The organism is Sphingomonas sp. J315, assembly GCF_024666595.1.
Taxonomy (GTDB): domain Bacteria; phylum Pseudomonadota; class Alphaproteobacteria; order Sphingomonadales; family Sphingomonadaceae; genus Sphingomonas.
The window spans coordinates 443,408-467,821 of record NZ_CP088296.1 but is presented as its reverse complement, the minus strand read 5'-3'; the positions used below and the strand labels follow the sequence as shown (position 1 = coordinate 467,821).

At 64.3% G+C, this 24,414-nt stretch carries 26 protein-coding genes, 1 tRNA gene and 1 pseudogene; 14 read left to right on the top strand and 14 right to left on the bottom strand.

The genetic code is table 11. From position 1 onward, the window contains the following. Positions 1-208: 208 nt before the first annotated feature. The 6 genes from LRS08_RS02550 to rplK form a co-directional block, all read right to left on the bottom strand. Positions 209-987, bottom strand: a protein-coding gene (locus tag LRS08_RS02550; protein WP_374580061.1) for an IS5 family transposase whose coding sequence is annotated in 2 segments (ribosomal slippage) — positions 209-630 and positions 630-987 — 780 coding nt in all. Because the reading frame shifts where the segments join, the coding sequence is not laid out codon by codon here. Between the two features lie 47 nt (positions 988-1,034). Next, complete coding sequence (locus LRS08_RS02545; RefSeq protein WP_257845042.1) at positions 1,035-2,597, bottom strand: DUF4011 domain-containing protein; 1,563 nt, start codon at positions 2,595-2,597, stop codon at positions 1,035-1,037. A 76-nt stretch (positions 2,598-2,673) separates the two neighbouring features. After that, positions 2,674-3,738, bottom strand: a complete 1,065-nt coding sequence (locus LRS08_RS02540) for a type I restriction endonuclease (protein WP_257845043.1) — start codon at positions 3,736-3,738, stop codon at positions 2,674-2,676. Positions 3,739-4,018: 280 nt separating this feature from the next. Continuing rightward, positions 4,019-5,770 carry a DEAD/DEAH box helicase gene (locus tag LRS08_RS02535; RefSeq protein ID WP_260481635.1) on the bottom strand — a complete coding sequence of 584 codons (1,752 nt, stop codon included), beginning with the start codon at positions 5,768-5,770 and terminating at the stop codon, positions 4,019-4,021. A 181-nt stretch (positions 5,771-5,951) separates the two neighbouring features. Continuing rightward, positions 5,952-6,650 (bottom strand): 50S ribosomal protein L1, encoded by a 699-nt coding sequence (rplA, locus tag LRS08_RS02530; protein ID WP_257845044.1) that lies wholly within the window; start codon positions 6,648-6,650, stop codon positions 5,952-5,954. Between the two features lie 4 nt (positions 6,651-6,654). Then, a complete protein-coding gene (rplK, locus tag LRS08_RS02525; protein ID WP_257845045.1) occupies positions 6,655-7,086 on the bottom strand; it encodes a 50S ribosomal protein L11 in 432 nt (143 codons plus the stop codon). A gap of 272 nt (positions 7,087-7,358) precedes the next feature. Here rplK and LRS08_RS02520 point away from each other — a divergent pair. The 9 genes from LRS08_RS02520 to nusG all read left to right on the top strand — a co-directional run bounded on the left by LRS08_RS02520 (position 7,359) and on the right by nusG (position 11,732). After that, positions 7,359-7,435 (top strand) — tRNA-Trp (locus tag LRS08_RS02520). 45 nt (positions 7,436-7,480) lie between these two features. After that, on the top strand, positions 7,481-8,053 hold the full coding sequence (locus LRS08_RS02515; protein ID WP_257845046.1) for a YqaA family protein: 573 nt from the start codon (positions 7,481-7,483) through the stop codon (positions 8,051-8,053). 83 nt (positions 8,054-8,136) lie between these two features. Then, positions 8,137-8,385, top strand: a complete 249-nt coding sequence (locus LRS08_RS02510) for a hypothetical protein (protein ID WP_260481291.1) — start codon at positions 8,137-8,139, stop codon at positions 8,383-8,385. 91 nt (positions 8,386-8,476) lie between these two features. Further along, positions 8,477-8,890 carry a ketosteroid isomerase-related protein gene (locus tag LRS08_RS02505; RefSeq protein WP_260481290.1) on the top strand — a complete coding sequence of 138 codons (414 nt, stop codon included), beginning with the start codon at positions 8,477-8,479 and terminating at the stop codon, positions 8,888-8,890. A 240-nt stretch (positions 8,891-9,130) separates the two neighbouring features. After that, positions 9,131-9,475 (top strand): hypothetical protein, encoded by a 345-nt coding sequence (locus LRS08_RS20175; RefSeq protein ID WP_409456272.1) that lies wholly within the window; start codon positions 9,131-9,133, stop codon positions 9,473-9,475. Then, complete coding sequence (locus LRS08_RS02495) at positions 9,472-10,368, top strand: carbon-nitrogen hydrolase family protein (RefSeq protein WP_260481289.1); 897 nt, start codon at positions 9,472-9,474, stop codon at positions 10,366-10,368. The genes LRS08_RS20175 and LRS08_RS02495 overlap by 4 nt, the downstream gene beginning before the upstream one ends. Before the next feature lie 85 nt (positions 10,369-10,453). Then, positions 10,454-10,705 carry a hypothetical protein gene (locus LRS08_RS02490; RefSeq protein WP_260481288.1) on the top strand — a complete coding sequence of 84 codons (252 nt, stop codon included), beginning with the start codon at positions 10,454-10,456 and terminating at the stop codon, positions 10,703-10,705. 264 nt (positions 10,706-10,969) lie between these two features. Next, the gene (gene secE, locus LRS08_RS02485) at positions 10,970-11,167 is read left to right on the top strand and encodes a preprotein translocase subunit SecE (protein WP_257845051.1); all 198 of its coding nucleotides are present in this window, start codon (positions 10,970-10,972) and stop codon (positions 11,165-11,167) included. A gap of 25 nt (positions 11,168-11,192) precedes the next feature. Further along, the gene (nusG, locus tag LRS08_RS02480; RefSeq protein WP_257845052.1) at positions 11,193-11,732 is read left to right on the top strand and encodes a transcription termination/antitermination protein NusG; all 540 of its coding nucleotides are present in this window, start codon (positions 11,193-11,195) and stop codon (positions 11,730-11,732) included. A gap of 129 nt (positions 11,733-11,861) precedes the next feature. On the opposite strand, the gene LRS08_RS02475 is transcribed toward nusG, so the two are convergent. From LRS08_RS02475 to LRS08_RS02460, 4 genes are all read right to left on the bottom strand, one after another. Further along, complete coding sequence (locus LRS08_RS02475; protein WP_260481287.1) at positions 11,862-13,274, bottom strand: HEPN domain-containing protein; 1,413 nt, start codon at positions 13,272-13,274, stop codon at positions 11,862-11,864. A gap of 166 nt (positions 13,275-13,440) precedes the next feature. After that, positions 13,441-14,283 carry a hypothetical protein gene (locus LRS08_RS02470; protein WP_260481286.1) on the bottom strand — a complete coding sequence of 281 codons (843 nt, stop codon included), beginning with the start codon at positions 14,281-14,283 and terminating at the stop codon, positions 13,441-13,443. A 189-nt stretch (positions 14,284-14,472) separates the two neighbouring features. Next, the gene (locus tag LRS08_RS02465) at positions 14,473-16,791 is read right to left on the bottom strand and encodes a putative bifunctional diguanylate cyclase/phosphodiesterase (RefSeq protein ID WP_257845515.1); all 2,319 of its coding nucleotides are present in this window, start codon (positions 16,789-16,791) and stop codon (positions 14,473-14,475) included. Between the two features lie 192 nt (positions 16,792-16,983). Then, positions 16,984-18,747 (bottom strand): fatty acyl-AMP ligase, encoded by a 1,764-nt coding sequence (locus LRS08_RS02460; protein WP_257845055.1) that lies wholly within the window; start codon positions 18,745-18,747, stop codon positions 16,984-16,986. Positions 18,748-18,883: 136 nt separating this feature from the next. Between LRS08_RS02460 and LRS08_RS02455 the strand changes: the two genes are divergently transcribed. The 5 genes and pseudogenes from LRS08_RS02455 to LRS08_RS19980 all read left to right on the top strand — a co-directional run. Further along, positions 18,884-19,417 (top strand): regulatory protein RecX, encoded by a 534-nt coding sequence (locus LRS08_RS02455; RefSeq protein ID WP_257845056.1) that lies wholly within the window; start codon positions 18,884-18,886, stop codon positions 19,415-19,417. Between the two features lie 125 nt (positions 19,418-19,542). Further along, the gene (locus LRS08_RS02450; protein ID WP_257845057.1) at positions 19,543-20,073 is read left to right on the top strand and encodes a cold-shock protein; all 531 of its coding nucleotides are present in this window, start codon (positions 19,543-19,545) and stop codon (positions 20,071-20,073) included. Positions 20,074-20,095: 22 nt separating this feature from the next. Next, a complete protein-coding gene (locus LRS08_RS02445; RefSeq protein WP_257845058.1) occupies positions 20,096-20,551 on the top strand; it encodes a DUF192 domain-containing protein in 456 nt (151 codons plus the stop codon). 57 nt (positions 20,552-20,608) lie between these two features. Beyond that, entirely contained in the window at positions 20,609-21,001 is a 393-nt protein-coding gene (locus tag LRS08_RS02440; protein WP_257845059.1) for an NADH:ubiquinone oxidoreductase subunit NDUFA12, read from the top strand. Continuing rightward, positions 21,001-21,432 (top strand): annotated as a pseudogene (locus LRS08_RS19980) (DUF2155 domain-containing protein); the annotation flags it as partial. The gene LRS08_RS02440 and the pseudogene LRS08_RS19980, both read left to right, overlap by 1 nt. Positions 21,433-21,467: 35 nt before the next feature. Here LRS08_RS19980 and aat read toward each other — a convergent pair. The 4 genes from aat to LRS08_RS02415 form a co-directional block, all read right to left on the bottom strand. After that, positions 21,468-22,220, bottom strand: coding sequence for a leucyl/phenylalanyl-tRNA--protein transferase (gene aat / locus LRS08_RS02430; RefSeq protein WP_260481285.1), 753 nt, complete (start codon positions 22,218-22,220; stop codon positions 21,468-21,470). Further along, entirely contained in the window at positions 22,217-22,954 is a 738-nt protein-coding gene (locus LRS08_RS02425; RefSeq protein WP_257845060.1) for a ParA family protein, read from the bottom strand. Before LRS08_RS02425 ends, aat begins: the two co-directional genes overlap by 4 nt. Positions 22,955-23,029: 75 nt before the next feature. Then, a complete protein-coding gene (locus tag LRS08_RS02420; RefSeq protein WP_257845061.1) occupies positions 23,030-23,887 on the bottom strand; it encodes a sigma-70 family RNA polymerase sigma factor in 858 nt (285 codons plus the stop codon). Beyond that, positions 23,884-24,342, bottom strand: a complete 459-nt coding sequence (locus tag LRS08_RS02415; protein ID WP_257845062.1) for a carboxymuconolactone decarboxylase family protein — start codon at positions 24,340-24,342, stop codon at positions 23,884-23,886. The genes LRS08_RS02420 and LRS08_RS02415 overlap by 4 nt, the downstream gene beginning before the upstream one ends. Positions 24,343-24,414: the final 72 nt, after the last annotated feature.

Genomic DNA, 24,414 nt, shown 5'->3' with positions numbered 1-24,414 from the left:
GTACAGATAGGAGTCGCGCCGCCAAGATTGGCGGCGCGACTTTAATCACAAGGCTAGCGGATCAATGGCCGCAGCCTACGCTACCACTTTGGCCGTTGCCGCAGCTCCCATCTCCATCGCACCCGCCGGGGGCGAAGGAAGCGAACACCTGATACTTGTCGATCATCAGTCTATCCTTTCGTCGGTTGTTAATTGCTAGGGTCGGGACTCATAACCACCATGTGACGGCTGCGGCGAGGTAGATGGCGCTGAGGAAGTTGGTGGCGAGCTTGTCGTAGCGGGTGGCGATGCGGCGATAATCCTTGAGGCGGCAGAACATGCGCTCGACGGCGTTGCGGCCCTTGTAGAGCGTCTTGGAGAAGCAGCTTTTCCAGCGGCGGTTCGTCTTGGAGGGGATGTTCGGAACGGCACCCTGCCGCTCGATCAGGTCGCGGATCGCATTGCTGTCGTAAGCCTTGTCCGCGAGCACGATGGTGCGCGGCGCGAGATCATCGAGCAACACATCGGCTGCGCGGCAGTCGGCGACCTGGCCACCGGTCAGCAGGAAGCGGAGCGGCCGACCTTCGCCGTCGGTGAGCGCGTGGAGCTTGCTGTTGCGGCCGCCCCGGCTGATCCCGATCGCCTGGACGAGCGCCCCCCTTTTCCACCGCCCGCGGAGCGGTGCGCCTTCATATGCGTGCTGTCGATCAGGACCTCGGCGGGCGGCCCGCCTGCTGCCGCGAGCGTGACGAACAGCTCCTGCCACACACCCTTTGCCGCCCAGCGCACGAACCGGTTGTAGAGCGTCTTCCTCGGCCCGTAGCAGGCCGGCGCGTCGACCCAGCGCCCGCCCGACTTCACCACATGAATGATGCCGCTGATCACCCGCCGATCATCGACCCGCGCCACACCGCGCACCTTGTCCGGCAGCAGCGGACGCAGCCGCTCGAACTGGGCTTCACTCAACCAAAACTCGCTCAAATCCACGCTCCTGCTGGCGCAGCGCATGAATCACATCCCAGCCGCCAAGGGAATCCCGTTTATGGGTCCCGACCCTAATTCAACGGGCTGCAGGTCGAGCGCGCCGACTCCCAAAAAGGATGGGAGCGCAGGTTACCCAAGGATTGAAGCAGAGAACCAAATTCAAGAAGGTCGTTGGCAAGTTCGCGCTCTTTTGCCTTCGGCATCGTTGCCAGCGCATCGGCTTCAAACATCGGCGTTGGTGCATCCATGCCGATATAGCGAGCTTGGCGGGCGAGCGCGGAGAATGGCGTTTCACCCGTTTCACCAATCGGTGTGTGCAGCGCGTCTGCGATCCGGTTTAGGCGATCCCTTGTTTCTGTCAGCGCAACAGGCGCTTGCGGCATAGCGGGAATGGCTTGCGCGGCACCGAGCGTCCTTGCGATCTCCGCCAGTACAACCTTTTTGTTCGCCGATTTGGAATGCAGTTCGAGGCAAACGTCTCGCAGGCCGACTTTGACCAAGCGATCGTGCACTACCGAAAGCGCAGCCATTTTTTCCGCGACGAATAAGACGGTTTTGCCCTCTTTCGCAGCGGCCGCGATGATATTGGTAATGGTCTGACTCTTGCCGGTGCCGGGTGGCCCCTGAACGACCAAGTTCCGACCAGAGCGCACTTCTTCGATCACGCGCGCCTGACTGGAATCCGCATCGACAACATGAAACATCTTTTCAGGTGGCAGAATGTCATCGAGGCGGTCATCGGGTCCAAACAGCGGTTGTTCGGAATCGAACCCTTCGTACAATAGCCCGCGTGTCAGGGCGTGGCCCTCCAACGCGCTGTCAGGCCACGCATCCAGTGCGAGGTCGAGATACATCAGAAGCTTTGAAAACGAGAAAAATCCCAGCTGCATCGCATCGCTGTCGATTTTCCATCGCGCGCGGTCGGCAACTACACCTTGGACCTGCGCGTAATAATCGGAGGGTTTCCAGTTATCTCCGACTTCAACCGGGGGAAGTCTGATCCCGAAATCCTCAGACAGTCTTTGTTGCAGTGGTAGATTTGTGATCAAATCATCATCCCGCAACCTAATGTCATAGGTTGAGGTTCGGGCGTTGCGGACCAGCTCCACCGGCAACAGGATTAGCGGAGCTTCGCGCGCCACGGTTGAGGTTGTGTCCTCGAACCAAGTCAGAAATCCGAGAGCGAGGTACAGAATGTTGACGCCTTGCTCTTCCTCTGCCGTTTTCGCTTCACGCGCGATCTTGAGCAGCTTCTTCGCCAGTCCATCCGGCCCTAATCGCGTCTCTAGCTGGTTGTCGGTGTAGCGGTCGGTTCCGACCTCATCGAAATCCTCATTCGCCAAGACAATATCCGACGCATCATCACCGCGTCGGGTATCATGCCCCAGCGCGCGAAACCGCATGGCTTTGCCTGACGAGAGGATCGCCCACACATCATCGGAACGCTCATTGACGATATTCACAACATTGCCGCGCGTGTTCGCACGGTTGACGTGAACAAGCCGATTTCGCGTACCCGTCTCTACAAGCCGTTTGCGCGTGTCATCGAAGAGCTTCTGTATCGAGCGGGCAGAAGCAGATTGCTCGCCATTGTTATCAAATTTGCCGTCATCCAGCGGTGCTTCTTCATGCACGGGCTGAGAACCTTTCGATACATCGCAGCGGGACTGAATTGCCTGAAAGCGTAGATTTCAGCTCTGGGAATGCGGCTTAATCACCCTTCTTGCTATCAAGCTCGCTGATGCGCGCTTCGATTTGTGGCGCGAGCTTATAAATGTCAGTCAGGTCGCTGATTAGGTTTCGCGTCTCCGTCTGGCCGTCGAATGTCCCGACATATTTCGTCGTGAGGCCATTGAAGTGAAGTCGAGCCAGCGACTTACGATTATTGTCGTCCAGCAGAACTGCGCAATAGGATTTCGCATCGCGCATAACGACCCGCTTGGGATCGATGAGCTTGGAAGCGATGGCCTGTACGATCCTAAAGCCGCTAATTTCTTCCTCGGTGGTGATAACCTCTTCCGTCGAGGATGCCCCCGGTCCCTCGTCATGTTCGGGAACAGCCGAGGCATTCAGCGCGGAGGTAAGCCGATCATTCACATGGTCACGCACAATCGCCGAGAAAGAATTTGCGATGAGCCGCGTGAAGTTATCCTTCACCTGCGATGTTATCTGGCCTGAATAAACGCGCTTCGCGATCAGGCGAGCAAACTCTTCCGATGCCGTACCCATTTCGCTTTCCAGCTCCTTGCGGACGAGCGATTCAAGTTTCAGATTGGATGCCTCACGCACGATAGCGTCGATATCGAAACCGGCTTTGGTGAAACTTTCGAGGATACGCACGTCAGACTTACGCACCGCGTCTAAGCTCAGCGTAAAGAACGGCTGCGTATCCATCTTGTTCGGCTGATCAAGATCAGAGAAAAACTTATAGATTACGCCGTTCGTTAGGATCGCAAGCCGAGCGTCCGTTACGCTAAAATAGCGGAACAGCTGCGATGCGTGGTTGATCGTCAGGTCGCCGGTAGAGGGCTTGCACTCAATCAGGATCGAAAGCTTGCCGTCGATGCAAATTGCATAGTCGACCTTCTCACCCTTTTTGGTGCCAACGTCCGCGACGTATTCCGGCACAACCTCGGAAGGATTGAATACGTCATAACCCAGCAGGTTGATGAATGGCATGACGAGAGCGGTCTTGGCCGCTTGCTCCGTGAGTAAGACTTCCCGATGCTGCTGCGTCTTCGCCGCCAGCTCAGTAAGACGAGTCGCCAAATCCATGCTTTCCCCCCTAAAACCCCGAGGCGGGAACTTGCATGTGAATCAGGCGGAACGCAATCGAGCAACTATTCAGAACGGTTGGTTCTCAACACTTGCGCGAGTGGTGTGGTACGCAAGTGTCCATATTCCACCAACAGCTCTTCCCCCCGGCCTTGTGCCGGGGTCCACTCATCAACGCTGCCCAACGCTCGTGGCGGGTGCAGCGCAGGAGCTGCGAGCACCGGGACATGCGGCCCAGTGGACCCCGGCACAAGGCCGGGGTGACGAGCGTGGCTGGAAATCACCGTTTCGGCGGCTTGCCGCGATGGGGTTTCGGCGCGCGCGGCGGCTGGCCGCCGCCCGGACCCGCAGGGCGCGCGCGGTGCATCGGGCGGCTATGGTCGCGCGGCTTGAGCTGGCGACGATGATCGTTGGGCGCATGATCGCCGCGCGTTCCGGGCGGCGGCGGACCGTCGGCCTGCTCGATCAGCACATCCTCGTCCGGACCTGCCGACTTGGCGACTTCGCGCATGAAGCGGTCGGCAATCGCGCGCGGCACCTGAAAGCGCGTCTCGCCTGCGCCGATGCGGATCGCACCGATCTCGCTCTTGGTGACATGGCCGCGACGACAGATCAGCGGCAGGATCCAGCGCGGATCGGCATTCTGGCGGCGGCCGATATTCATCCGGAACCACACCGTATCGTCGAAGCCGGGACGATGGACCTGGCCGCGCTGATCGGACGGGCCGCGGTCGATCAATTCCTCGGGCGCGGGCATCGACGCGCGATGCGCACGGACCAGAGCGGCAGCGATATCCTCCGCAGTCATCTTTTCCATCAGCTCGGCGGCGAGTGCGCGATCGTCCTCGTCTTGCTCGACCGGGGCGGTGATCTTCTCGATCAGGCGGTCGCGGTCGCGGGCCTTGATGTCCTCGACGCTGGGGACCGGCAGCCACTCGGCGTTGATCTTGGCCTGCTTCAGCGTCATCTCGACCCGGCGGCGGCGCGGATAGGGGACGATGAGCACGGCGGTGCCCTTCTTCCCGGCGCGGCCGGTGCGGCCCGAGCGGTGCTGAAGCGTCTCGGCGTCGCGCGGCAGCTCGACATGGACGACCAGGCTCAGCGTCGGCAGGTCGATGCCGCGCGCGGCGACGTCGGTGGCGACGCAGACGCGCGCGCGGCGGTCGCGCAGCGCCTGAAGCGCGGCGTTGCGTTCGCTCTGGCTATGCTCGCCCGACAGCGCGACCGCGGCGAACCCGCGCTCGGTCAGCCCGGCATGGAGGTGGCGGACATTGTCGCGCGTCGCGCAGAACAGCATCGCCGTTTCCGCCTCGTGGAAGCGCAGCAGGTTGATGACGGCGTGCTCGATATCGGATGGGGCGACGGCGATCGCCTGATAGCTGATGTCGCCATGGCCGCGATCCTCGCCCACGGTCGAGACGCGGTGCGCGTCGCGCTGGTAGCGGCGAGCGAGCGCGACGATCGGCTTGGGCATGGTCGCCGAGAACAGCAACGTGCGGCGCTCAGACGGCGTGGCGTCGAGCAGCGCCTCCAGCTCCTCGCGGAAGCCCATGTCGAGCATCTCGTCGGCTTCGTCGAGGACGACGGCACGGATACCCGACAGGTCGAGCGCGCCACGCTCCAGGTGGTCGCGCAGCCGGCCGGGCGTGCCCACGACGATATGGGTACCGTGCGACAGCGCGCGCCGCTCACGCGAGGCGTCCATGCCGCCGACACAGGTGGCGATGCGCGCGCCCGCGGCGGCGTAGAGCCAGGTGAGTTCCTTTGCGACCTGCAGCGCCAGCTCGCGCGTCGGTGCGATGACCAGCGCGAGCGGGAGGCCGGGGGCGGGGAGGGTGTCGCCGTCGAGCAGCTGATCGGCGATGGCGAGACCGAAGGCGACGGTCTTGCCTGAGCCGGTCTGGGCGGAGACAAGCAGGTCGCGGCCGCGCGCGTCGTCCTGCGTCACTTCGGCCTGGACCGGGGTGAGCGCGGTATAGCCGCGCTGGGTCAGCGCCTCGGCGAGGCGGGTGGGGAGGTGCGAAAAAGGCATCAAGCTCACAAATATGCCGCGCGCCCCGCGGGCAGCGCGTCGAAACCGGGATTGTCGCGGGGATTTGACCGGCCCCTAGCGCATTTTTGTGGACTTGGCGAGGGGGGCGATGTGCGCGCGTCAGCAACAAAAAAGGGCCGGGTTTCCCCGGCCCTTTTCGATTTTCGCAGGGTTGCGAAGATCAGATCGCCGAGACCTCGGCGACGTCGACCTTCACGCCCGGGCCCATCGAGGACGAGACCGCGACCTTGCGCAGATACTTGCCCTTGGCGCCCGACGGCTTGGCCTTGACCACCGCATCGACCAGCGCATCGAAGTTCGCGCGCAGGTCGGCGGCCGAGAACGACGCCTTGCCGATGCCCGAATGGATGATGCCGGCCTTTTCGACGCGATATTCGACCTGGCCGCCCTTGGCAGCCTTCACCGCTTCGGCGACGTTCATGGTCACGGTGCCGAGCTTCGGGTTCGGCATCAGGCCCTTCGGACCCAGCACCTTGCCGAGGCGGCCCACCAGACCCATCATGTCCGGGGTCGCGATGCAGCGATCGAACTCGATCTTGCCGCCCTGAACGATCTCGAGCAGGTCTTCGGCGCCGACGACGTCCGCACCCGCTTCACGGGCTTCGTCCGCCTTCGCGCCCTTGGCGAACACGCCGACGCGCACGGTCTTGCCGGTGCCGGCGGGCAGGGTGACGACGCCACGGACCATCTGGTCGGCGTGACGCGGATCGACGCCCAGGTTCAGCGCGACTTCGATCGTTTCGTCGAACTTTGCGGTCGCGTTCTTCTGCGCCAGCGCGATGGCTTCATCGACGCCGTACAGCTTTTCGCGGTCGACGGTGCCGGCCAGGGCCTTCTGCTTCTTGGTCTGCTTAGCCATGGGTTCAGCCCTCCACCACTTCGAGGCCCATCGCGCGGGCGGAGCCTTCGATGATGCGCGTCGCGGCATCGAGATCGTTGGCGTTGAGATCCTTCATCTTCGCGGTCGCGATTTCGGCGAGCTGCGAGCGCTTGATCTTGCCGGCCGAGATCTTGCCCGGCTCCTTCGAGCCCGACTTGAGGTTCGCGGCCTTCTTGATGAGGTAGGTGGCCGGCGGCTGCTTCGTTTCGAAGCTGAAGCTGCGATCGGCATAGACGGTGATGACGGTGGGAAGGGGGGTGCCCTTCTCGACTTCGCCGGTCGCCGCGTTGAACGCCTTGCAGAACTCCATGATGTTCACGCCGCGCTGACCCAGCGCCGGACCGATCGGCGGCGAGGGGTTGGCGGAGCCCGCAGGCACCTGGAGCTTGATATAGCCCGTAATCTTCTTTGCCATGTGTCTCACTCTGTCGCTGGACGCGGCTTGCGGCCACGCCCGGTTCAAGTTTAGCGGTCCAGACGCCCCGGACTTGTGGTCCGATGCTCCCGCAATTCCAACGGTAGCCGGTGGAAGCGCGCGCCCTTAACGGGGAAGCGCGGAGAAGGCAAGCGCGGGCTTTATAGCTTGCAATGTTGGAATTCGTATGTTCTATATATGTTCCGTTCTGCATTTGGTCGCAAGCGGCTCTTGTGTGATTTCCAAAGCGTCGCTAAAGCGCACCACCGCACAGGGGTGTAGCTCAGCTGGTTAGAGCGTCGGTCTCCAAAACCGAAGGCCCTCGGTTCGAATCCGAGCTCCCCTGCCATCTTCTCCGGGCGCGCCCGGACCCCTTGCAGAGGTTTCGCCCCGCATGTTCCGCGCGCTCTATGACTGGACGCTGAGGCTGGCCGGTCATCGCCATGCCGACCGCTATCTCGCGACCGTCAGCTTTGCCGAATCCAGCTTTTTCCCGATCCCGCCCGACGTGATGCTGGTGCCGATGGTGCTGGCGCGGCGCGACAAGGCGTATCGCATCGCGACGATCTGTACGATCGCGTCGGTGCTGGGCGGGCTGTTCGGTTATGCGATCGGATACTTCCTGACCGGGTTCGCGCATCAGGTGCTGGAATTCTTCCGCGAGGGCGCGTTCGAGGAGTTCACGCACTATTACACCGAATGGGGTGCGGCGCTGATCCTGGTCAAAGGATTGACCCCGATTCCGTTCAAGCTGGTGACGATCGCGAGCGGCCTGTCGCACTATCCGCTGGGCATCTTCATCCTGCTGTGCACCATCACCCGCGGTGCGCGCTTCTTCCTCGTCGCGTTCCTGCTCAAGAAATATGGCGAGCCGGTGCAGAAGGTGCTGGAGGAGCGGCTGAACCTGATCGGCTGGCTGGTGCTCGCCGCGCTGATCGGCGGCTTTGCCGTGGTGGCATTGCTCTGAATTTGTTTCGTTAGCGATTTTTCTATTGCAACGCACACAAAGTTCTGAAATAGCGCGCTTGTTCAATTTTTGAGGTGCTCGAGATGTTCATGAAGGTCGCCGCTGCAGCGCTGATGCTGGCCAGCTCCGTTTCCGTCGCGCAGGCGAACTCGGCGCAGTCGCTGAGCCTGAGCAAGGCCCAGGCAGCTCGCGCAACCACCGCCACTGGTGAGAAGAACGAGCAGTTCCAGCTCAGCCCGCTGGTGCTTCTCGGCGGCATCGTCGCGGTTGTCGCCATCCTGGAGCTGACCGGCGCGATCAACATCTTCGACGACACGCCCGATTCGCCGTAATCGGCAATCGACCGTTCGGTCAGTGAAAATGGCGGCCTCAGGCCGCCATTTTTGTTTGTGTTTCCCGTGACGACGACCGCATAGGCGGGCGATGCACGATGCCGACGCAACCCGCCGCCTGATCGAATCCTATTACGCCGCGTTCAACGCGGGCGATCACGACGCGATGCTCGCTTGCCTGACCGAGGATGTCGCGCACGACATCAACCAGGGCGGGCGGCAGAGCGGGAAGGCGGCGTTCCGCGATTTCCTGAAGCATATGGATCGGTGCTATCGCGAGCGGCTGACGGATATCGTGGTGATGACGTCGCAGGACGGCGCGCGCGCGGCGGCGGAGTTTGTCGTGCACGGGGAATATCTGGCGACCGATGAGGGGCTGCCCCCGGCGACCGGCCAGACCTATGTGCTCCCGGCGGGGGCGTTCTTCGAGGTCCGCGACGGGCGGATTGCCCGCGTGTCGGTCCACTACAACCTGGCCGACTGGATCGCCCAGGTCGGCGGATGAGCGTTTCCGTCCGAACGCTCGGCCCCGGCGAGGTGCAGGACCGCATCGCCGATCTCGCGCGGCTGCGGATCGCGGTGTTTCGCGAGTGGCCTTACCTTTACGACGGCGATGCCGGGTATGAGAGCGGATACCTCGCCGCCTTTGCCGCCGCGCCGCACGCGGTGCTAGTCGCGGCGTTCGATGGCGATGACATCATCGGCATGGCAACCGCGTCGCCGCTGGCGGCGCAGGGGGGCCGCGGTGCTGGAGCCGGTCGCGGCGCACGGGTTCGATGTCCCCACGACCTTTTACTTCGGCGAATCGGTGCTGTTGCCGCAATGGCGCGGGCGGGGGATCGGGCATGCGTTCTTCGACCAGCGGGAGGCGGGGGCACGGCGGGCAGGGGCGGCGCACGCGACCTTCTGTTCGGTGATCCGGCCCGACGACCACCCGATGCGGCCCGAAGGTGCGCGCAGCCATGCCGCGTTCTGGACCGCGCGCGGCTATCGCGAAGTGCCGGGGCTGGTCTGCACGATGCGCTGGGCGGACATTGGCGATGCGGGCGAAACGCCCCATCAGCTGCAATTCTGGAGCCGCGCCCTATGACCGCCTTCACCCTTGCCACCGCCGCCTATCCGGTCGAGCAACTGACCGACTGGGATGCCTATGCCGCCAAGATCGCGCGCTGGGTGGGCGAGGCGGCGGAGGGCGGGGCGAAGCTCGCGGTGTTCCCCGAATATGCCGGGATGGAACTGACCGCGCTCGATGCGACGACCGTCGAGGACCTGCACGGGTCGATCGCGGCGCTGGGGTCGCTGGTCGAGCGGGTCGATGCGCTGCATGGCGAGCTGGCGGTGCGGCATGGCATCCATCTCTGCGCCGGGAGCCTGCCGGTGCGCGAGGGCGATGGCGTGTTCCGCAACCATGCCCGGCTGTTCGCGCCGAGCGGGAAGAGGGGCACGCAGCGCAAGATCGTGATGACGCGGTTCGAGCGGGAGATCTGGAACATCGGCGCGGGATCGCCGCTGCATGTGTTCGACACCGATCTCGGGCGGATCGGGATCGCGATCTGTTACGATGTCGAATTCCCGTTGCTGGTCCGCGCGCAGGTGGAGGCGGGGGCGACCCTGATCCTTGCGCCATCGGCGACCGATACGCTGCACGGCTATTACCGCGTGCGGGTGGGGGCGCAGGCGCGGGCGCTGGAAAACCAATGCTATGTCGTGCAGGCACCGGTGGTGGGGGACGCCGAATGGACCCCTTCGCTCGGCACCAGCCATGGCGCGGCGGGGATCTATGGCCCGCCCGATCTGGGCTTTCCCGAAGACGGCGTGGTCGCGCAGGGCGCGGTCGATGCGCCGGGTTGGGTGTATGGCGAGATCGACCCGGCCAAGGTCGAACGGGTGCGGCGCGAGGGAGCGGTGTTCAATCACCGCCACTGGGACGACCAGGGCGCGCGGGTGACGCTGCCCCCCGTCGAGGTCGTCGATCTGCGTTGAGGCATGCTGTCAGGTTCCGACCGACGACTGCGGCGATGCGTCGCGGCTAATCCGCGTGGCGTCCCCAAACCGGATGGAGAATGCCATGCTGAAGAAATTCATGACCACCGCGATGACCGCCGTCGCATTGATGAGCGCGAGCGCCCATGCTGCACCCGCCCAGTCGCTGAGCCTCACGCATGGCATCGCGCAGGCGCGTGCGACCACCGCAGTAGAGGACGGCAATGCGCTGGCCGGGCTGCAGGGGCCGGGGCTGGTCGCGGTGCTGATCGGGACTGTGCTGGCGGTATGGGGCATTGTCGAACTGGCTGAAGACGACCGGCCCGATAGCCCCTGAGCATCGCGGCGACGGTCGATGACCGGGGCGGGCGCGGAGCTTTGGCTCCCGCCCGCTTCCGCTATTGGGGCCACCCCGCCCGACGATCGCCGGGCATGTTGCCGCGCCCTTGATCGGTTGCGCCCAAGCCCCTTGCCCCCTGTCGCACAGTCGCTAGATAGCGTCCCCAATCCGACAGCGTGATGGGGTTCGCCGGGTTCCTTACCGTAGGAGCCGGGCGGAGAAACCTGTCCCGAAGCCGGGCATTTTATTTGTGAGGCAGACGTGGCGAAGACCAATCCGCTGGAATTCATGCGCCAGGTGCAGGCAGAGACCAAGAAGGTCGTCTGGCCCACCCGCAAGGAAACGATGATGACCGCGATCATGGTGTTCATCATGGCGACGCTGCTCGGCATCTTCTTCTTTGGCGTCGACCGTCTGTTCGGCGCGATCGTGAACTTCCTCCTCGGCCTTGCAGGCTGAGCGGCCAGATAACGGGAAATATTCCATGGCGGCGCGCTGGTACATCATTCACGCCTATTCGGGCTTCGAGAACAAGGTGCGGGACCAGATCCTGGCCGATGCGACGCGGCTGGGCCTCGACGCGCTGGTCGAATCGGTCGAGGTGCCGGTCGAGACGGTGACCGAAGTGCGGCGCGGCAAGAAGGTGCAGTCGGAGCGGAAATTCTTCCCCGGCTACGTCCTCGCCAAGCTGAGCATGAACGACGACGTCTATCACCTGGTCAAGAATACGCCGAAGGTGACCGGATTCCTGGGATCGTCGGGCAAGCCCCAGCCGATCAGCGAAGCCGAAGCCGCGCGCATCCTGAACACCAAGGAAGAAGCCGCCGCCGCGCCCAAGCAGCAGATCAAGGTCGATTACGAGATCGGCGATTCGGTCAAGGTGCTGGACGGCCCGTTCGCAAGCTTCAACGGCGTGGTCGAGGAACTGGATTTCGACAAGTCGAAGGTCAAGGTCAGCGTGTCGATCTTTGGGCGTGCGACGCCGGTCGAGCTGGACTTCGATCAGGTGGAGCGGTCGAAGTAAGGCTTCGCACCATTAGTGGGTTACGGGAAAGCCGGGGTGGGAGCCCCGGCTTTTTTGTTGGGGCAAATGTCTGAAGGTCGGTTTTGAGGAGGCCGTCAGATAACAGACACAAACGAACGTCGTGTGGCATCAAAAAGGAGCATTCTCGCTCTCCCATAGCTGCGCGAACTCTCGATGCCGCCGGATGAGACCCCCTATATCGTCAGCCGAAACGCCGAGACGACGCAATAAGAGAACGGTCAGCAGTACTATGATGCGGCGGCTTGCCCAATACATTCCCGATCCGTCTAGCTTCTTTTCCTCGAGGTCAGGCGAGAAATGGGTGTAGTAGTTTCTGGTGTCGACTAACTGTTTAATAAAGCTCTTATTTAACGCGGGAGGAAGTTTTCCGAACTCATCTTTGATCGTCCTGGCTATAGATTTAAGGCGCTGGCTCAAACTCGGCTCGTTCGTGAATCTGTAGCTCTGAATGAGTCTTTCTCTCATTTCCTTCGTGGCTGAATCTGGTATCGCGGCAATCAACTCTTCCCGAACTTTCTCGAAGTTGGCTTGGTCCATGACGGTCTGCGCTGAGGTCCTTCGGTGAAAGACCTCAAGCGCCTGAACCGCAAGAATGAAGCGGACGTTAGTATACATCTGGCGCTGCCCTTTGATCGTGAAGAGCAGGTCAAGCGCCGAACCTAGATTCTCGTGCTCACTAAACCATACCGCTGCCGCGTCAGGATTGAATCTCAACAGTTCGGGCCCCGAGACAATCGGTTTGTCGTGCCGCCGCCATTTGTCTGCGACCGGGTGCTGCATCCGGGCGTAGACATGGACCTCGCAGGTCATCGTTTCGCCAATCCCAACCTCTACGTCGGGACCCCGCAACTCCAAGGAGAGTAGTGGAAGATGGTAACCCGAGCAGAGTGATGCGAGACCTTGAATGCGGACCGCGCGGTTGAGGTGCCAGTCAAGTGACTTTGCCTCCGTTGGTCTAATGCCCATCTGGCTCAAGACTTCAATCGAGTATCGAGTGTCGATATCATTGTTCGAGTAGAGATTGCCCACCGTGGTTATTTCAAAATCATCGACCGTTGCGAAGTAGATCTCGCGCGGCTTCTCAGCGCGCAATGTCGCAACTTTGCTCTCCGTTTCGAACGAAAAAGTGAATGGATTGTGCTCCAACCATTTCTCGATTTCTTGAAAGCGCAAGTAGGATTTTGAAAATATCGCATCGTCGCTCTTCGACAGGTGGCACCCCACGAGAAGCATGTTCGAGTTCCATGTCTCGTTCGCGATGCCCGGCATGTTCATCTGCCGATTTGTGCTGAAAGCTCGGAGGAGGGTAACGGGCTTCCCCTTCTTTGTGACACCGTGAATCGTTAGATTCTCGCTGTCGCCGGATAGCGATGCGTTGAATGCCGTTACGAAGTCTTGGAGCGTCCCGAGTAACTTGAGGACCGGACCATCCTCAAGATCGAAGGACAGGGTGCCGGGGACCTGATTCTTGTCGTCACCCTCCAGCCACCAGAGACCTTCCTCGGAAAAAGAGTCGTTCAAACCCGCTGCTGGCATAAATGACTGCCTCCCCACCTCGCCATATGACGCTCGACTTCGACGCTTAGTTCAAACATCGCAAGGAGGTACAACATAGTAGCCCCAAGGGTCGCACTAAATGCCGCTAAGGTATGAAAGATCTTAGAAATTGGGGTGAGCGAAGCGAGGCTCACCCTTTCCCCTTCCGCCACCCCTTGACCTGATCGAGCGCCGGTAGCGTCGGGAACGGCTCCTCAAACGGGCTTTCGCTGGTCGCCGCCGTTGCGGAGCGGCGTTCGGCTTCGGCCACGTCGAAGGCGTCGCGGGCGCGTTGCAGGCGGGCCTTGTACATTTCGGACAGGCGGTAGCTGTGCGCTTCGCTGCTTTCGCCGCGGCGGCGCTTGAGGTGCGGGGGTTCTTCCTGGAGGCGGACGCTCTGGTGGTGGAGGCGGAGCAGCATCATCGCCTCGTCCGCGGTCATGCTGGGGATCGCCGGGGGATCATTGTGGCGCCAGGCGTCGTCGCGATAGCTGGATGCCAAGGCGGCCTCCATCAGCGCCAGTTCGACGCGCTCATAGCCGGTTTCGAGCGCGAGCTGCATCTCGCGGGCGAAGGCGGGGCTCTGGCGGCGGCGGGCGTAGAAGGCGGAGTGGCTGAAGCCGGCGGCTGCGGCGGAGAGGCGGACGTTGGCGGTGGCGCTGAGCGCGGAGAGGAACGCCTGTTCGGCGGCGCGGTCGAGCGCGCGGGCAGGGAGGGCGCGCAGCTGCATGCGGCTTGATGCGGTGCGGACCGCGCGGGGTTCGCTGGTGTCGGGTTGCTGCCCGGCTGTGTTGAGGTTCGCATGGGCGAAGACGAGTGCGGCGTCCCATTCGGCGGCGAAGGCGGGGTCGCGGGCACGACGCTTGGTCATGGTCGAGCGGTGGAAGCCGAGGCTGCGCGCTGCCTCGCGCGCATTGCCGGTGCGGCGCAGCGCGGCGAGGAATGCGGCGTTCTCGTGCGCCTGACGGCGGTTGAAGGGGCGGGGTCCGGTCACTGGCCAGTGTTCCGAAACCAAATCCAACATTGCAAGGGGGTATGTTGGGGGGCTGCTCCCTCTCTCCGCTTGCGGGGAGAGGGTTGGGGAGAGGGGGCTTGGGGTTTGGGATTTGCCTACCGGACTGCCCCTCTCCCGGCCTCGCTTTGCTCGGCCACCCTCTCCCCTGAAGGGGAGAGGGGAGATAGGTCACGCCACGCGGACCGCGTCGTGCTGGCTGTCGCGGGTGGCGAGGGTGCGGGCTTCGGCGACGGGGAGGGGGCGGCCGAAATAATAGCCCTGGACCTTGGTGCAGCCGAGCGACTGGATCAGCCGGTGCTCGTCCTCGGTTTCGACGCCTTCCGCCGTGGTGGCCATGCCGAGGCTCTGGGCGAGCGCGACGACGGCGCGGATGATGGCGATCGCCTCCTTCTGGCCCTTCGACGCGCCCTGGACGAAGCTGCGGTCGATCTTGATCGAGCTGAAGCGGGTACGGCTGAGGTAGCCGAGCGAGGAATAGCCGGTGCCGAAATCGTCGAGGCTGAGGCGGACGCCCATGTCGAGGATCGCCTCCAGTGTCTGAACCGCGGCGGTGCCTTCGCGCATGAACACGCTTTCGGTGACTTCGAGCTCGAGGCGGCTGGGGTGGAGGCCGCTTTCCTTGAGCGCCTTGGCCACGAAGGGCGCGAAATTGGCGTTGTGGAGCTGTTCGGGGCTGACATTGACCGCGACGCGGATCGGGTCGTCCCATTTCGCCGCCTCGATGCAGGCCGCGCGCAGCACCCATTCGCCGATCGGGGCGATCAGGCGCGCATCCTCGGCGAGCGGGACGAACTTGACCGGGGAGATCGGCCCCAGTTCGGGGTGGGTCCAGCGCAGCAGCGCTTCGAATCCCATCAGCGCGCCGGTGCCGGCCTGGACGACGGGCTGGTAGAGGAGGTGCAGCTCGTCGTTCTCAACCGCGGCGCGCAGCGCGATCTCGAGGACGCGGCGTTCCTCTGCCTCGACATGGAGCTGGGGTTCGTAGGAGTGGAAATTGCCGCCGCCGGCGTCCTTCGAGCGATACAGGGCGAGGTCGGCGGAGCGGATCAGCATTTCCGCAGTACGCCCGTCGCGCGGTCCGAACGCGAGGCCGACGCTGGCACCGATATAGAGGGTGTGGTGATCGACGTCATAGGGGGCGGACAGGACGTCGATGATCGTCCGGGCCAGCGCCTCGACTGCAACCGCGTCATTGGCATCGCGCACCACCACGGCGAACTCGTCGCCGCCCAGGCGTCCGATCGTCTCATTGGGGGTCATCAGCTTTTTGAGGCGTTCGGACACGCGCATCAGCAACCGGTCGCCGACCGGGTGGCCGAGCGTGTCGTTGACCGCCTTGAACCGGTCGAGGTCGATCATCATGAAGGCGCAGCGCGCGTTCCACTTGTCCGCCTCGGCCATTGCGGTCGCCAGCGCTTCGTTGATCAGCAGGCGGTTGGGCAGGCCGGTGAGCGTGTCGTAGCGCGCCATCTTGCTGATCTTGTTCGCCGATTCGCGCGCTTCGGTGACGTCGGAGCCGACCCCGCGAAAGCCGATATAGCCGCCCTCTTCATTGAAGCGGGGCGAGCCGGTCAGCTCCCACCAGCGTTCTTCGCCATCGACGATGACGGGCAGGAGGATGTCGCGGAACGGCTCGCGCTTCTTGAGCGATTCGGCGAGGTCGCGCAGCCCTTGCGAGAAATTGCCGCTTTCCCAGGCCGAGCCGGCGAGCACCTGAAGGAAGGGCATGCCGTTGATCGCCTTGGGATCGACCCCGAGCGAGACGGCGAAACGGGGATTGGCGCGGAACACGCGGCGCTGGGCGTCGGTCTCCCACAGCCAGTCGGCGCTCTTGTCCTCGAACTCGCGCAGCAGCAGGCTCACTGTTTCGTCGCGTTCGCTGAGCGCGATCTCGTTGGCGCGAATGACGACCAGCGCCTTGCCGCGGGCATAGCAGGCGATGACGAGCAGGAGGGTGAAGAGCAGGGTCGCGGCACCGAGCGCGGGCGATTGGGTCAGGGCAAGTGCGGTGGCATTGGCGCTGCCGAGCACGACGAGGAAGCTGATCGTCGCGAGCGGCAATGCGGCCATCGCGACGGAGGAGGCGACCATGAGAATCGACAGGACGATCCACAGTCCGGTCGCGGCCTCGGCATTGGCGAAGGAGCCGAACAGCAAGGGCGCGATCGACCACACCGCGCCGAGTGCGATGCCGTCGAGCATCGTGTCGCGCACGTCGCGCAAGCTGGCGGTGCGTTCGGTGCGGTGACGCACGGCGAGGCGGCGGAAGGCGACCGCGACGCCGACTGCAGCGACCAGGGCACCCCAGCTGGCGAGCTTCCACAGCGGGACCAGGCTGGAGAAGTTGAGCACGATCAGCGTCGCGCCGAGCACATTGGCGGCGAGCATGAACAGCGCGAGCTGGCTGCCCGCATTCATTTGCGCAGCACGGATCGGTCCCCAGTCGGTGGTATCCGCTGGGTCATAAAGGCCGAGCAGCGCGCGCATGTCGATGCGCGGCCGCGCGAACTGGGAGGTGGTCTGGCTCGTCACCCGGGCAGATTACCGGGGTGGAGGTTAGCGATCCGTTAGAGTTCGCGGGGGTGGCGGAAAAAATTTCCGCCAGTTTGGCGTGACTCTCAAGGGGGTTAGGGGGAGGCGCTCCCGTTTCCCCCTCCCGTGCAGGAAGGGGGTAAGGGATCAGGCGGCGATGCTGTAGGGCTTGATCTCGCCGTTGAGATACTGGTTGCGCGCCTTGGCGCGGCTGAGCTTGCCCGAGCTGGTGCGGGGCAGGGTGCGTGGCGGGATCAGTTCGATCACGCAGTTCATGCCGGTCACCGCGCGGACGCGTTCACGGATTTCCTCGCGCAGCTTCTGGCGCTCGCTGTCGTCGCTGGTGCGGCACTGGACGAGCACGGCGGGGGTTTCCTCGCCGCCCGGGGTGGTGATCGCAAAGGCCGCGACGTCGCCCTGCTTGAACGCGGGGAGCTGTTCCACCGCCCATTCGATGTCCTGCGGCCAGTGGTTGCGACCGTTGACGATGATCATGTCCTTCGCCCGGCCGACAATGTAGATATAGCCTTCGGACATATAGCCCATGTCGCCGGTGTCGAGCCAACCGTCCTTCATGCAGGCGGCGGTCGAATCGGGGTCGCGGAAATAGCCGACCATGACGCTGGGGCCGCGGCACCAGACCTTGCCGATCGCGCGGTCGGGCAGCGGGGTGCCGTCCTCCTCGCGGATCTCGATCTCCATGTCCTTGACCGCCTTGCCGCAATTGACGATCGCGCGATAGCGCTGGGGGCGATCGCCGCCGTTGACGCCGCCCGACAGCTGGGTTTCCTCGACCAGTTCGACCACGATGCCCTCACCCGGGGGCATGATCGACACGGCGAGCGTCGCTTCGGCAAGGCCGTAGCTGGGCAGGAAGGCGCTGGCCTTGAACCCGGCATCGGCAAAGGCATCGACGAACGCCTGCATCACGTCGGGACGGATCATGTCGGCGCCATTGCCCGCGACCCGCCAGCGGCTGAGGTCGAAGCGTTCCGACGCCTTGGTCTGGCTCGACATGCGGCGCGCGCAGATGTCGTAGCCGAAGGTCGGCGAGTAGGAGAGGGTCGTGCCCTGATTGCGGGTGATCAGGTCGAGCCAGGCGAGCGGACGCCGCGCGAAATCCTCGGTCTTGAGGTAGTCGGTCGACACCTGATTGGCGACGACCGAGAGGAAGCAGCCGACGAGCCCCATGTCGTGATACCAGGGCAGCCACGAGACGCAGCGGTCGCTGTCCTCCAGCTTCATCCCGTGGCTGTGCGCCGACAGATTGTTGAGCAGCGCGTGGTGGGTGATCGCGACGCCGTGCGGGAAGCGGGTCGAGCCGCTGCTGTACTGGAGGTAGGCGATGTCGTTGGTGTCGGCCTGGGGCAGTTCGACGTCGGGGGCTTCGCGGGTCGCGAAGCTTTCCCAGTCGATGCCCTCGACGCCCTTGAGGCGCGCGGCTTCGCCGGCCATCGCCGACAATTCGGCCGGATAGAACAGCATCGACGGGTCGCAGCTTTCGAGCTGGACCGAAAGCTGGTCGATATAATGCTGGCTGCCGCCGAAGCTGGTGGGCAGTGGGAGCGGCACCGGCCACGCGCCGGCATAGATGACGCCGAAGAACAGCGAAGCGAAGTCGGTGCCGGTTTCGGCGATCAGCGCGATGCGGTCCTGCGGCTTTACGCCCGCTGCGATTAGGCGACGCGCCTGGGCCAGCGCATCGTCGCGCATTTCGCGGAACGGATAGGGGCGGGTCAGCGTGCCGCGAGCATCGTGAAAGTTCAGCCCCCGGCTACCCTGCGCGGCATAGTCCAGCGCATCGCCGAGCGTGGCGAATTCCGCCAGTCGACGGGGTAACGTGCATTCGGTCGGGGTCGGCTGCATCGTGGCGCCTTTCGCTTCGACCTGATCCTTGACGTCCAAAGCCATATCCTAAAATCCGTGCCCCCTGATCGTGTCAGGCCACCCGCCCGTCATCGACGATAGGCCCCACATCAGAAACGCGGGCGGCTCTGCTACGCACTGTCGTTCAAATTCGGTTGGCAGTGTGGCACAAACAAGGCGCATGCGTTCTCCACGTCGCCCCATCCCGCCATTGGACCGCGGATCGCTCGACCGGCTGGCGCTGCGCTATGTCGAGCGCTTCGCAACGACTCGCGGCAAGCTGACCGCGTATCTGGTCCGAAAAATCCGCGAGCGCGGCTATGACGGAACGCCTCCGGACCCCGCCGAAATCGCCGAACGCTTTGCCGAGCTCGGTTATGTGAACGACCGGCTCTATGCCGAAAGCAAGGCGGCGGCGATGGCGCGTCGGGGGCTGGGCGCGCGTCGGGTTGGGGAGGCGCTACGCCATGCCGGGGTGCAGGCGGAGGATGCCGAGGCGATCGCGCCACAGGTCGATGCACGCACCGGACAAAGCGCAATCGATTTTGCCCGTCGCAAGCGAATCGGTCCCTTTGCCGCAGAGCCCGCCGACCGCGACCGGATCGCCAAACAGGTCGCGGCGATGGTGCGTGCGGGTCACGCGCCGGGACTCGCCTGGCGAATTGCCGGGATGCAGCCGGGGGACGACACGGATTTCCTGCTCCACGACCGTTAATCACAAAGGATCTGCGCCTTTCGGAAATGCTGTGTTAATGTCTGCGGTCAGGGGGAAATACTGTAATGCGAGCCGACCCGCAGCGTGTGTCGAGCATTGAAGGGGAGGTGGCCGTCCCGGCGGCCATGCCCGTGCTCGTCCCTGAGCCAGACGAAACGCGCTATTGGGGCACCGTCAAATGGTTCGACGTGACTCGCGGCTTTGGCTTCATCGTCGCGGACGACACCGAGGCAGGCGACATCCTGATCCATTTTTCCGTGCTCCAGCCGCATGGACGCCGCAGCCTGCCGGAAGGCGCGCGGGTCGAATGTTTGGTGGTGCAGCGCGAGCGCGGCCTGCAGGCGCGCGAAATCCTGTCGATTGACCTGACCGATGTGGTCGAGCCGGTGCGGTTGCGCCCCGGCGGGGGCGACCGGATCGACCGGATCAAGCTGATCGAGGAGGCTGGCCCGTTCGAGCCGGTGACGGTGAAATGGTTCAACCGTCTCAAAGGCTATGGGTTTCTGGTGCGCGACGGCGAATCGTCGGATATATTCGTTCATATGGAAACCCTGCGCCGCGCGGAGATTTATGACGTTGAACCCGATCAGCCGCTTCGTGCCCGCATCGTCGATGGCGACAAGGGGCCGCTCGCGGTCGTTGTGGAGCCGGCCTGAAATCGGATTGAACCGGGCGCTGATGCTCGCGCTGGGCGCGGCGCTGTTGTTGCCTGCCTGCACCGCGAGCGAGAGTGAAAAGGCCGGTCAGGCCGAGGCTGCCCGCGCCATCGTCACGATCGAATCGGGCGAGGCAAAGCATGTCTTCAAGGTCGATGTCGCCCGCACGTCGGAGCAGCAGAAACAGGGGCTGATGTTCCGGACGAATATTCCTGCCGATGGCGGGATGCTGTTCGCGCCCTATCCACCCGAAGGCGGCGGTCCGCGAGAAGCGAGCTTCTGGATGAAGGATACGCCGAGTCCGCTCGATATCATCTTCATCCGCGCCGACGGCACGATTGCGACCATCGCGGAGAATACCGTGCCCTTCTCCGAAGACCCGGTGCGGTCGGGCGAGCCGGTCGCGGCGGTGCTGGAGATCAATGGCGGGCGCGCGGCCGAACTGGGGATTTCGCCGGGGGACAAGGTGAAGTGGTAGGCGCGCGCTGCGCATCCCCCGTTGCCCCCGCCGCGCGTGCCGCGTAAAGCGCGGGCCATGGGTATCTTCGCGAACATCTTCACCTGGTGGAACGGCTCCACCTTTGGCACCTGGGTCGGGCTGCGCGGCAAGGATCAGGTTGGCGAGGACGCGCTCGGCAACCTGTATTACCAGGGCGGGGCCGACATGCATGGCCGCCCGCGCCGCTGGGTGATCTACAAGGGGGCCAACGATTCGAGCCGTGTGCCGCCGGAATGGTTCAGCTGGCTCCACCACCAGATCGACGATGTGCCCGATCGGGCGCTGCCCCCGGTGCGCCAGTGGGAGCAGCCCGCTGTGCCGAACATGACCGGCAGCGCGCTCGCCTATCGCCCGCCCGGTGCGATGGAGAAGGGCGGCCAGCGGATCGGTGCGACCGGCGACTACGAAGCCTGGAACCCCGGCGCCTGATGGGCCGGACCCGGACCGTCGCGCTGCTCCTGGTCCCGCTCGCGATTGCCGCGTGCGGCGGAAAGCCGACGGAGAATGCGAGCGACGCGGCGGACATGGTTGAGGTTCAGCCGAAGGCGGGCGGGACTACGGCGGCTGGTGCCGAGGTTGTCGCGGTCGACGCGGCCCCGACTGCGTCGGTCGTCGGCGTGACGCCGATGGGTGAGCGGGTGGCGGTGCTGGGGCTGCTCAACAAGCGCAACGGCGTCGCGCGCGACCTGACGATCAAGCCTGGCCAGGCGGTGCGCGCGGGCGATGTCATCGTGCGGCTGCGCGCGTGCGAAAAGACCGCGCCGTGGGAGACCGACCAGCTGACCGGGGCGTTCGCGCAGGTCGATATCCGCGGGACGGACGGCAAGTTCACCCGCGCCTTTTCAGGCTGGCTGTACAAGGAGCGACCCGCGCTCAACGTGGTGCAGCACCCGATCTATGACGTCTGGGTCAAGAGCTGTGCGATGACCTTCCCCGATACCGGGGGCGAGGTGGTCGGTGGCGGATCGGCGGACGCGCCCAAACGGTCGAGCGCGCCGAAATCGGCGGAGACGGAGGCCGCACCTGCGCCCGCAGCCAGCCCGGCCGAACCTTCGCCCAGCGAATCGGACAAGAGCGACAGGTAACGGTCGCGCGGTATCTCCACCGCACCGAGCGAGGCCAGGTGGTCGGTCATGAACTGGCAGTCGAGCAGGGTGAAGCCGCCGACGCGCAGCCGGGCGACCAGGGCCGCGATCGCGACCTTCGACGCATCGCGCGCGCGGCTGACCATGCTCTCCCCGAAAAAGGCGCGGCCAAGCGCGAGGCCGTAGAGCCCGCCGACGAGGCGGTCGCCGTCCCAGCATTCGACCGAATGCGCAAAGCCGCGGCGGTGAAGCGCAACGAACACCCGTTCGATCGCGGGGTTGATCCAGGTATCGGGCCGGTCAGGTGCGCTCTCGGCGCAGAGCGCGATGACCTGATCGAACGCGGTGTCGGCAGTGATGCGGAAGCGGTCGGCGGAGAGCGTCTTGCGCAGCGAGCGCGTGAGGTGAAAGCCGTCGAGCGGCAGGATCGCGCGCTGGCGCGGTTCGACCCAGAAGACGCTGGGGTCGTCGCGATGCTCGGACATCGGGAACACACCCATCGCATAGGCGCGCAGCACCAGATCGGGGTCGAGGTCGCTGGCACGGGGGGTGGGCCGCGTCACTTGCTGGCCTTGCGCGGCTTGGCGAGGCGCTTTTCGATCGCCTGCCACAGGGTATCGACGGCAATCGCGCCGGGGCTGCGCGGAGCGAAGGCACCGAGTGGGGCGCGGCGTACCGCCATCGCCTCGACCAGGCTGGCCATCGGAATGACCGGCCAGTCGATGTTGCGCTCCAGTGCCTCGGCATGAAGCTTACGGCGACGATCGACCATCGAATGGACCGGCATCAGCGGCACTTTTGCCTTTCCGCCCAGATGCCGCTCGACTTCCTCCAGCGCGCGTTCCGACAGCGGGGAGGGGATGACCGGCACGACGATCAGGTCGGCGGCGCGCATCACCTGTTCGCTGGTCTCGGTCAGGCCGGGCGGGCAGTCGAGGATGACGCGGTCGTAATCGCCGGCGAGCTGGGCGAGCAATTTCGCCAGCCGCTTCTTCTTGTCGAGTTCATGGAACAACAAGTCGAGACCGCGCAACGACGCGTCGGCGCCGAGAAGGTCGAGGCGGTCGATCGCGGTCAGGTGGATCAGCTTTGCCGGCTCGACATCCTTGCTGAACACCGACTGCGCGACCGCCTTGCCGCGCCCGCCACCGAGCAGGAAGGTCGATGCTGCCTGCGGATCGAGGTCCCAGAGCAGGGTGCGGCGTGCCGAGCGGGTCGCGGCGCACCAGGCGAGGTTGACCGCAAGCGATGTTTTGCCGACGCCGCCCTTCAGACTGTACACCGCGATGGTCGCCACGCCCGCTTCCTCCCGCCAAAATCCGCGCCATCTTCCTTGTTCCCGACAGAGATAACAAGATGACGACAGGCGCGATCAATGCAGGTGACGCAATTTATCGGGATTGCGGGTGATGTAGATCGCGACGATCCGGTCGCCCTCGATCTCCAGCGCGGTGGTCTGGATCTCGCCGTCTGCTTCCATCGTGATGAAGCCGGGAAGGCCGTTGACGAAGCCAGCGCGAATGAGCTGTGAGCCATATTTGCGGAACAGCACCGCGAGCGATTTGTGCAGCTTCATCACATGTTTGATGCCCTGCACCAGCCGGATCGCCGCCGCACGCTTGCCGCCGCCGTCGGAATGGATGCTGACATCGTCGGCGAGCATCGCGCCGAGCGCGGTGAGGTCACCGGTGCGGCTTGCGGTGAAGAAGGCGTTGGCGATCTCCAGCCCGCGCTGCTGCTCCACCTTGAACCGGGGACGCGCGGCGCGGACATGGTCGCGGGCGCGCCCCGCGAGCTGGCGACAGGCGGCGGCGTCGCGGTCGAGCGTTCCCGCCACCTCATCGAACGACGCGCCGAACACGTCGTGCAGGAGAAAGGCGGCGCGTTCGAGCGGGGAGAGGCGTTCGAGCGCGAGCATCAGCGGGAGGGTCACATCCTCGTCGGGTGCTTCCTCGACCACCGGATCGGGCAGCCAGGGGCCGATATAGGTTTCGCGCTGGTGGCGCGCCGATTTGAGCCGGTCGAGGCACAATCGGGTGACGGTGCGGCGCAGAAACGCCTCGGGTTCACGTACTGCCGTGCGGTCGGTGCCCATCCAGCGGATGAAGGCGTCCTGCACCGCATCCTCGGCATCGGCGACCGAGCCGAGCATGCGATAGGCGACGCGGATGAGTTTGGGGCGCAGCGGATCGAATGACTCCGCTGCGCCCTGATGCTCGTGCGGCGTCACGCCGCGGCCTTGGCAGCGGCGGGTTCGATCCACAGGTCGAAGCCGACCGCGAGGCGATTCCAGCCGGTGATGATGTTGATCATCAGCGTCAGCTTCACCTGTTCCTCCTCGCTGAACTCCGCGGACAGCGCCTCATAGGCTTCGCGATGGGTGTGGCCTTCGGACAGGCGCGTCAAGGCGTCGGTCCAGCCCAGCGCGGCGCGCTCGCGCGGAGTGTAGCAGGGGGCTTCCTGCCAGGCGGAGAGGAGGTAGATGCGCTGCTCGCTCTCGCCCTTGGCGCGGGCTTCGGCGGTGTGCATGTTGAGGCAGTTGGCGCAGCGGTTGATCTGCGAGGCGCGGATCTTGACCAGTTCGATCAGTGCGGGCTCGAGGCTGGCGGCGATCGCGGTGGAGGCGGCGAACCACGGTTTCATCACGGCGGGCGCTGCGGCGAAGGGGTCGAGTTTGGCGGTCATGGTCATGCTCCTTGTTGGGTTGCATGAGCATGACGAGGCAGCAGCGCCGGGTGTGACATCGACTACAAAAAA

Bases quoted from the DNA above. Each gene is read 5' to 3' on its own strand.
- LRS08_RS02540 (WP_257845043.1), bottom strand. From the start codon at position 3,738: ATGGATTTGGCGACTCGTCTTACTGAGCTGGCGGCGAAGACGCAGCAG.
- LRS08_RS02535 (WP_260481635.1), bottom strand. From the start codon at position 5,770: ATGCCTTTTTCGCACCTCCCCACCCGCCTCGCCGAGGCGCTGACCCAG.
- rplA (WP_257845044.1), bottom strand. From the start codon at position 6,650: ATGGCTAAGCAGACCAAGAAGCAGAAGGCCCTGGCCGGCACCGTCGAC.
- rplK (WP_257845045.1), bottom strand. From the start codon at position 7,086: ATGGCAAAGAAGATTACGGGCTATATCAAGCTCCAGGTGCCTGCGGGC.
- LRS08_RS02515 (WP_257845046.1), top strand. From the start codon at position 7,481: ATGTTCCGCGCGCTCTATGACTGGACGCTGAGGCTGGCCGGTCATCGC.
- LRS08_RS02510 (WP_260481291.1), top strand. From the start codon at position 8,137: ATGTTCATGAAGGTCGCCGCTGCAGCGCTGATGCTGGCCAGCTCCGTT.
- LRS08_RS02505 (WP_260481290.1), top strand. From the start codon at position 8,477: ATGCACGATGCCGACGCAACCCGCCGCCTGATCGAATCCTATTACGCC.
- LRS08_RS02495 (WP_260481289.1), top strand. From the start codon at position 9,472: ATGACCGCCTTCACCCTTGCCACCGCCGCCTATCCGGTCGAGCAACTG.
- LRS08_RS02490 (WP_260481288.1), top strand. From the start codon at position 10,454: ATGCTGAAGAAATTCATGACCACCGCGATGACCGCCGTCGCATTGATG.
- nusG (WP_257845052.1), top strand. From the start codon at position 11,193: ATGGCGGCGCGCTGGTACATCATTCACGCCTATTCGGGCTTCGAGAAC.
- LRS08_RS02465 (WP_257845515.1), bottom strand. From the start codon at position 16,791: ATGCGCGCGCTGCTCGGCCTTTATGACCCAGCGGATACCACCGACTGG.
- LRS08_RS02460 (WP_257845055.1), bottom strand. From the start codon at position 18,747: ATGGCTTTGGACGTCAAGGATCAGGTCGAAGCGAAAGGCGCCACGATG.
- LRS08_RS02455 (WP_257845056.1), top strand. From the start codon at position 18,884: ATGCGTTCTCCACGTCGCCCCATCCCGCCATTGGACCGCGGATCGCTC.
- LRS08_RS02450 (WP_257845057.1), top strand. From the start codon at position 19,543: ATGCCCGTGCTCGTCCCTGAGCCAGACGAAACGCGCTATTGGGGCACC.
- LRS08_RS02445 (WP_257845058.1), top strand. From the start codon at position 20,096: ATGCTCGCGCTGGGCGCGGCGCTGTTGTTGCCTGCCTGCACCGCGAGC.
- LRS08_RS02440 (WP_257845059.1), top strand. From the start codon at position 20,609: ATGGGTATCTTCGCGAACATCTTCACCTGGTGGAACGGCTCCACCTTT.
- LRS08_RS02415 (WP_257845062.1), bottom strand. From the start codon at position 24,342: ATGACCGCCAAACTCGACCCCTTCGCCGCAGCGCCCGCCGTGATGAAA.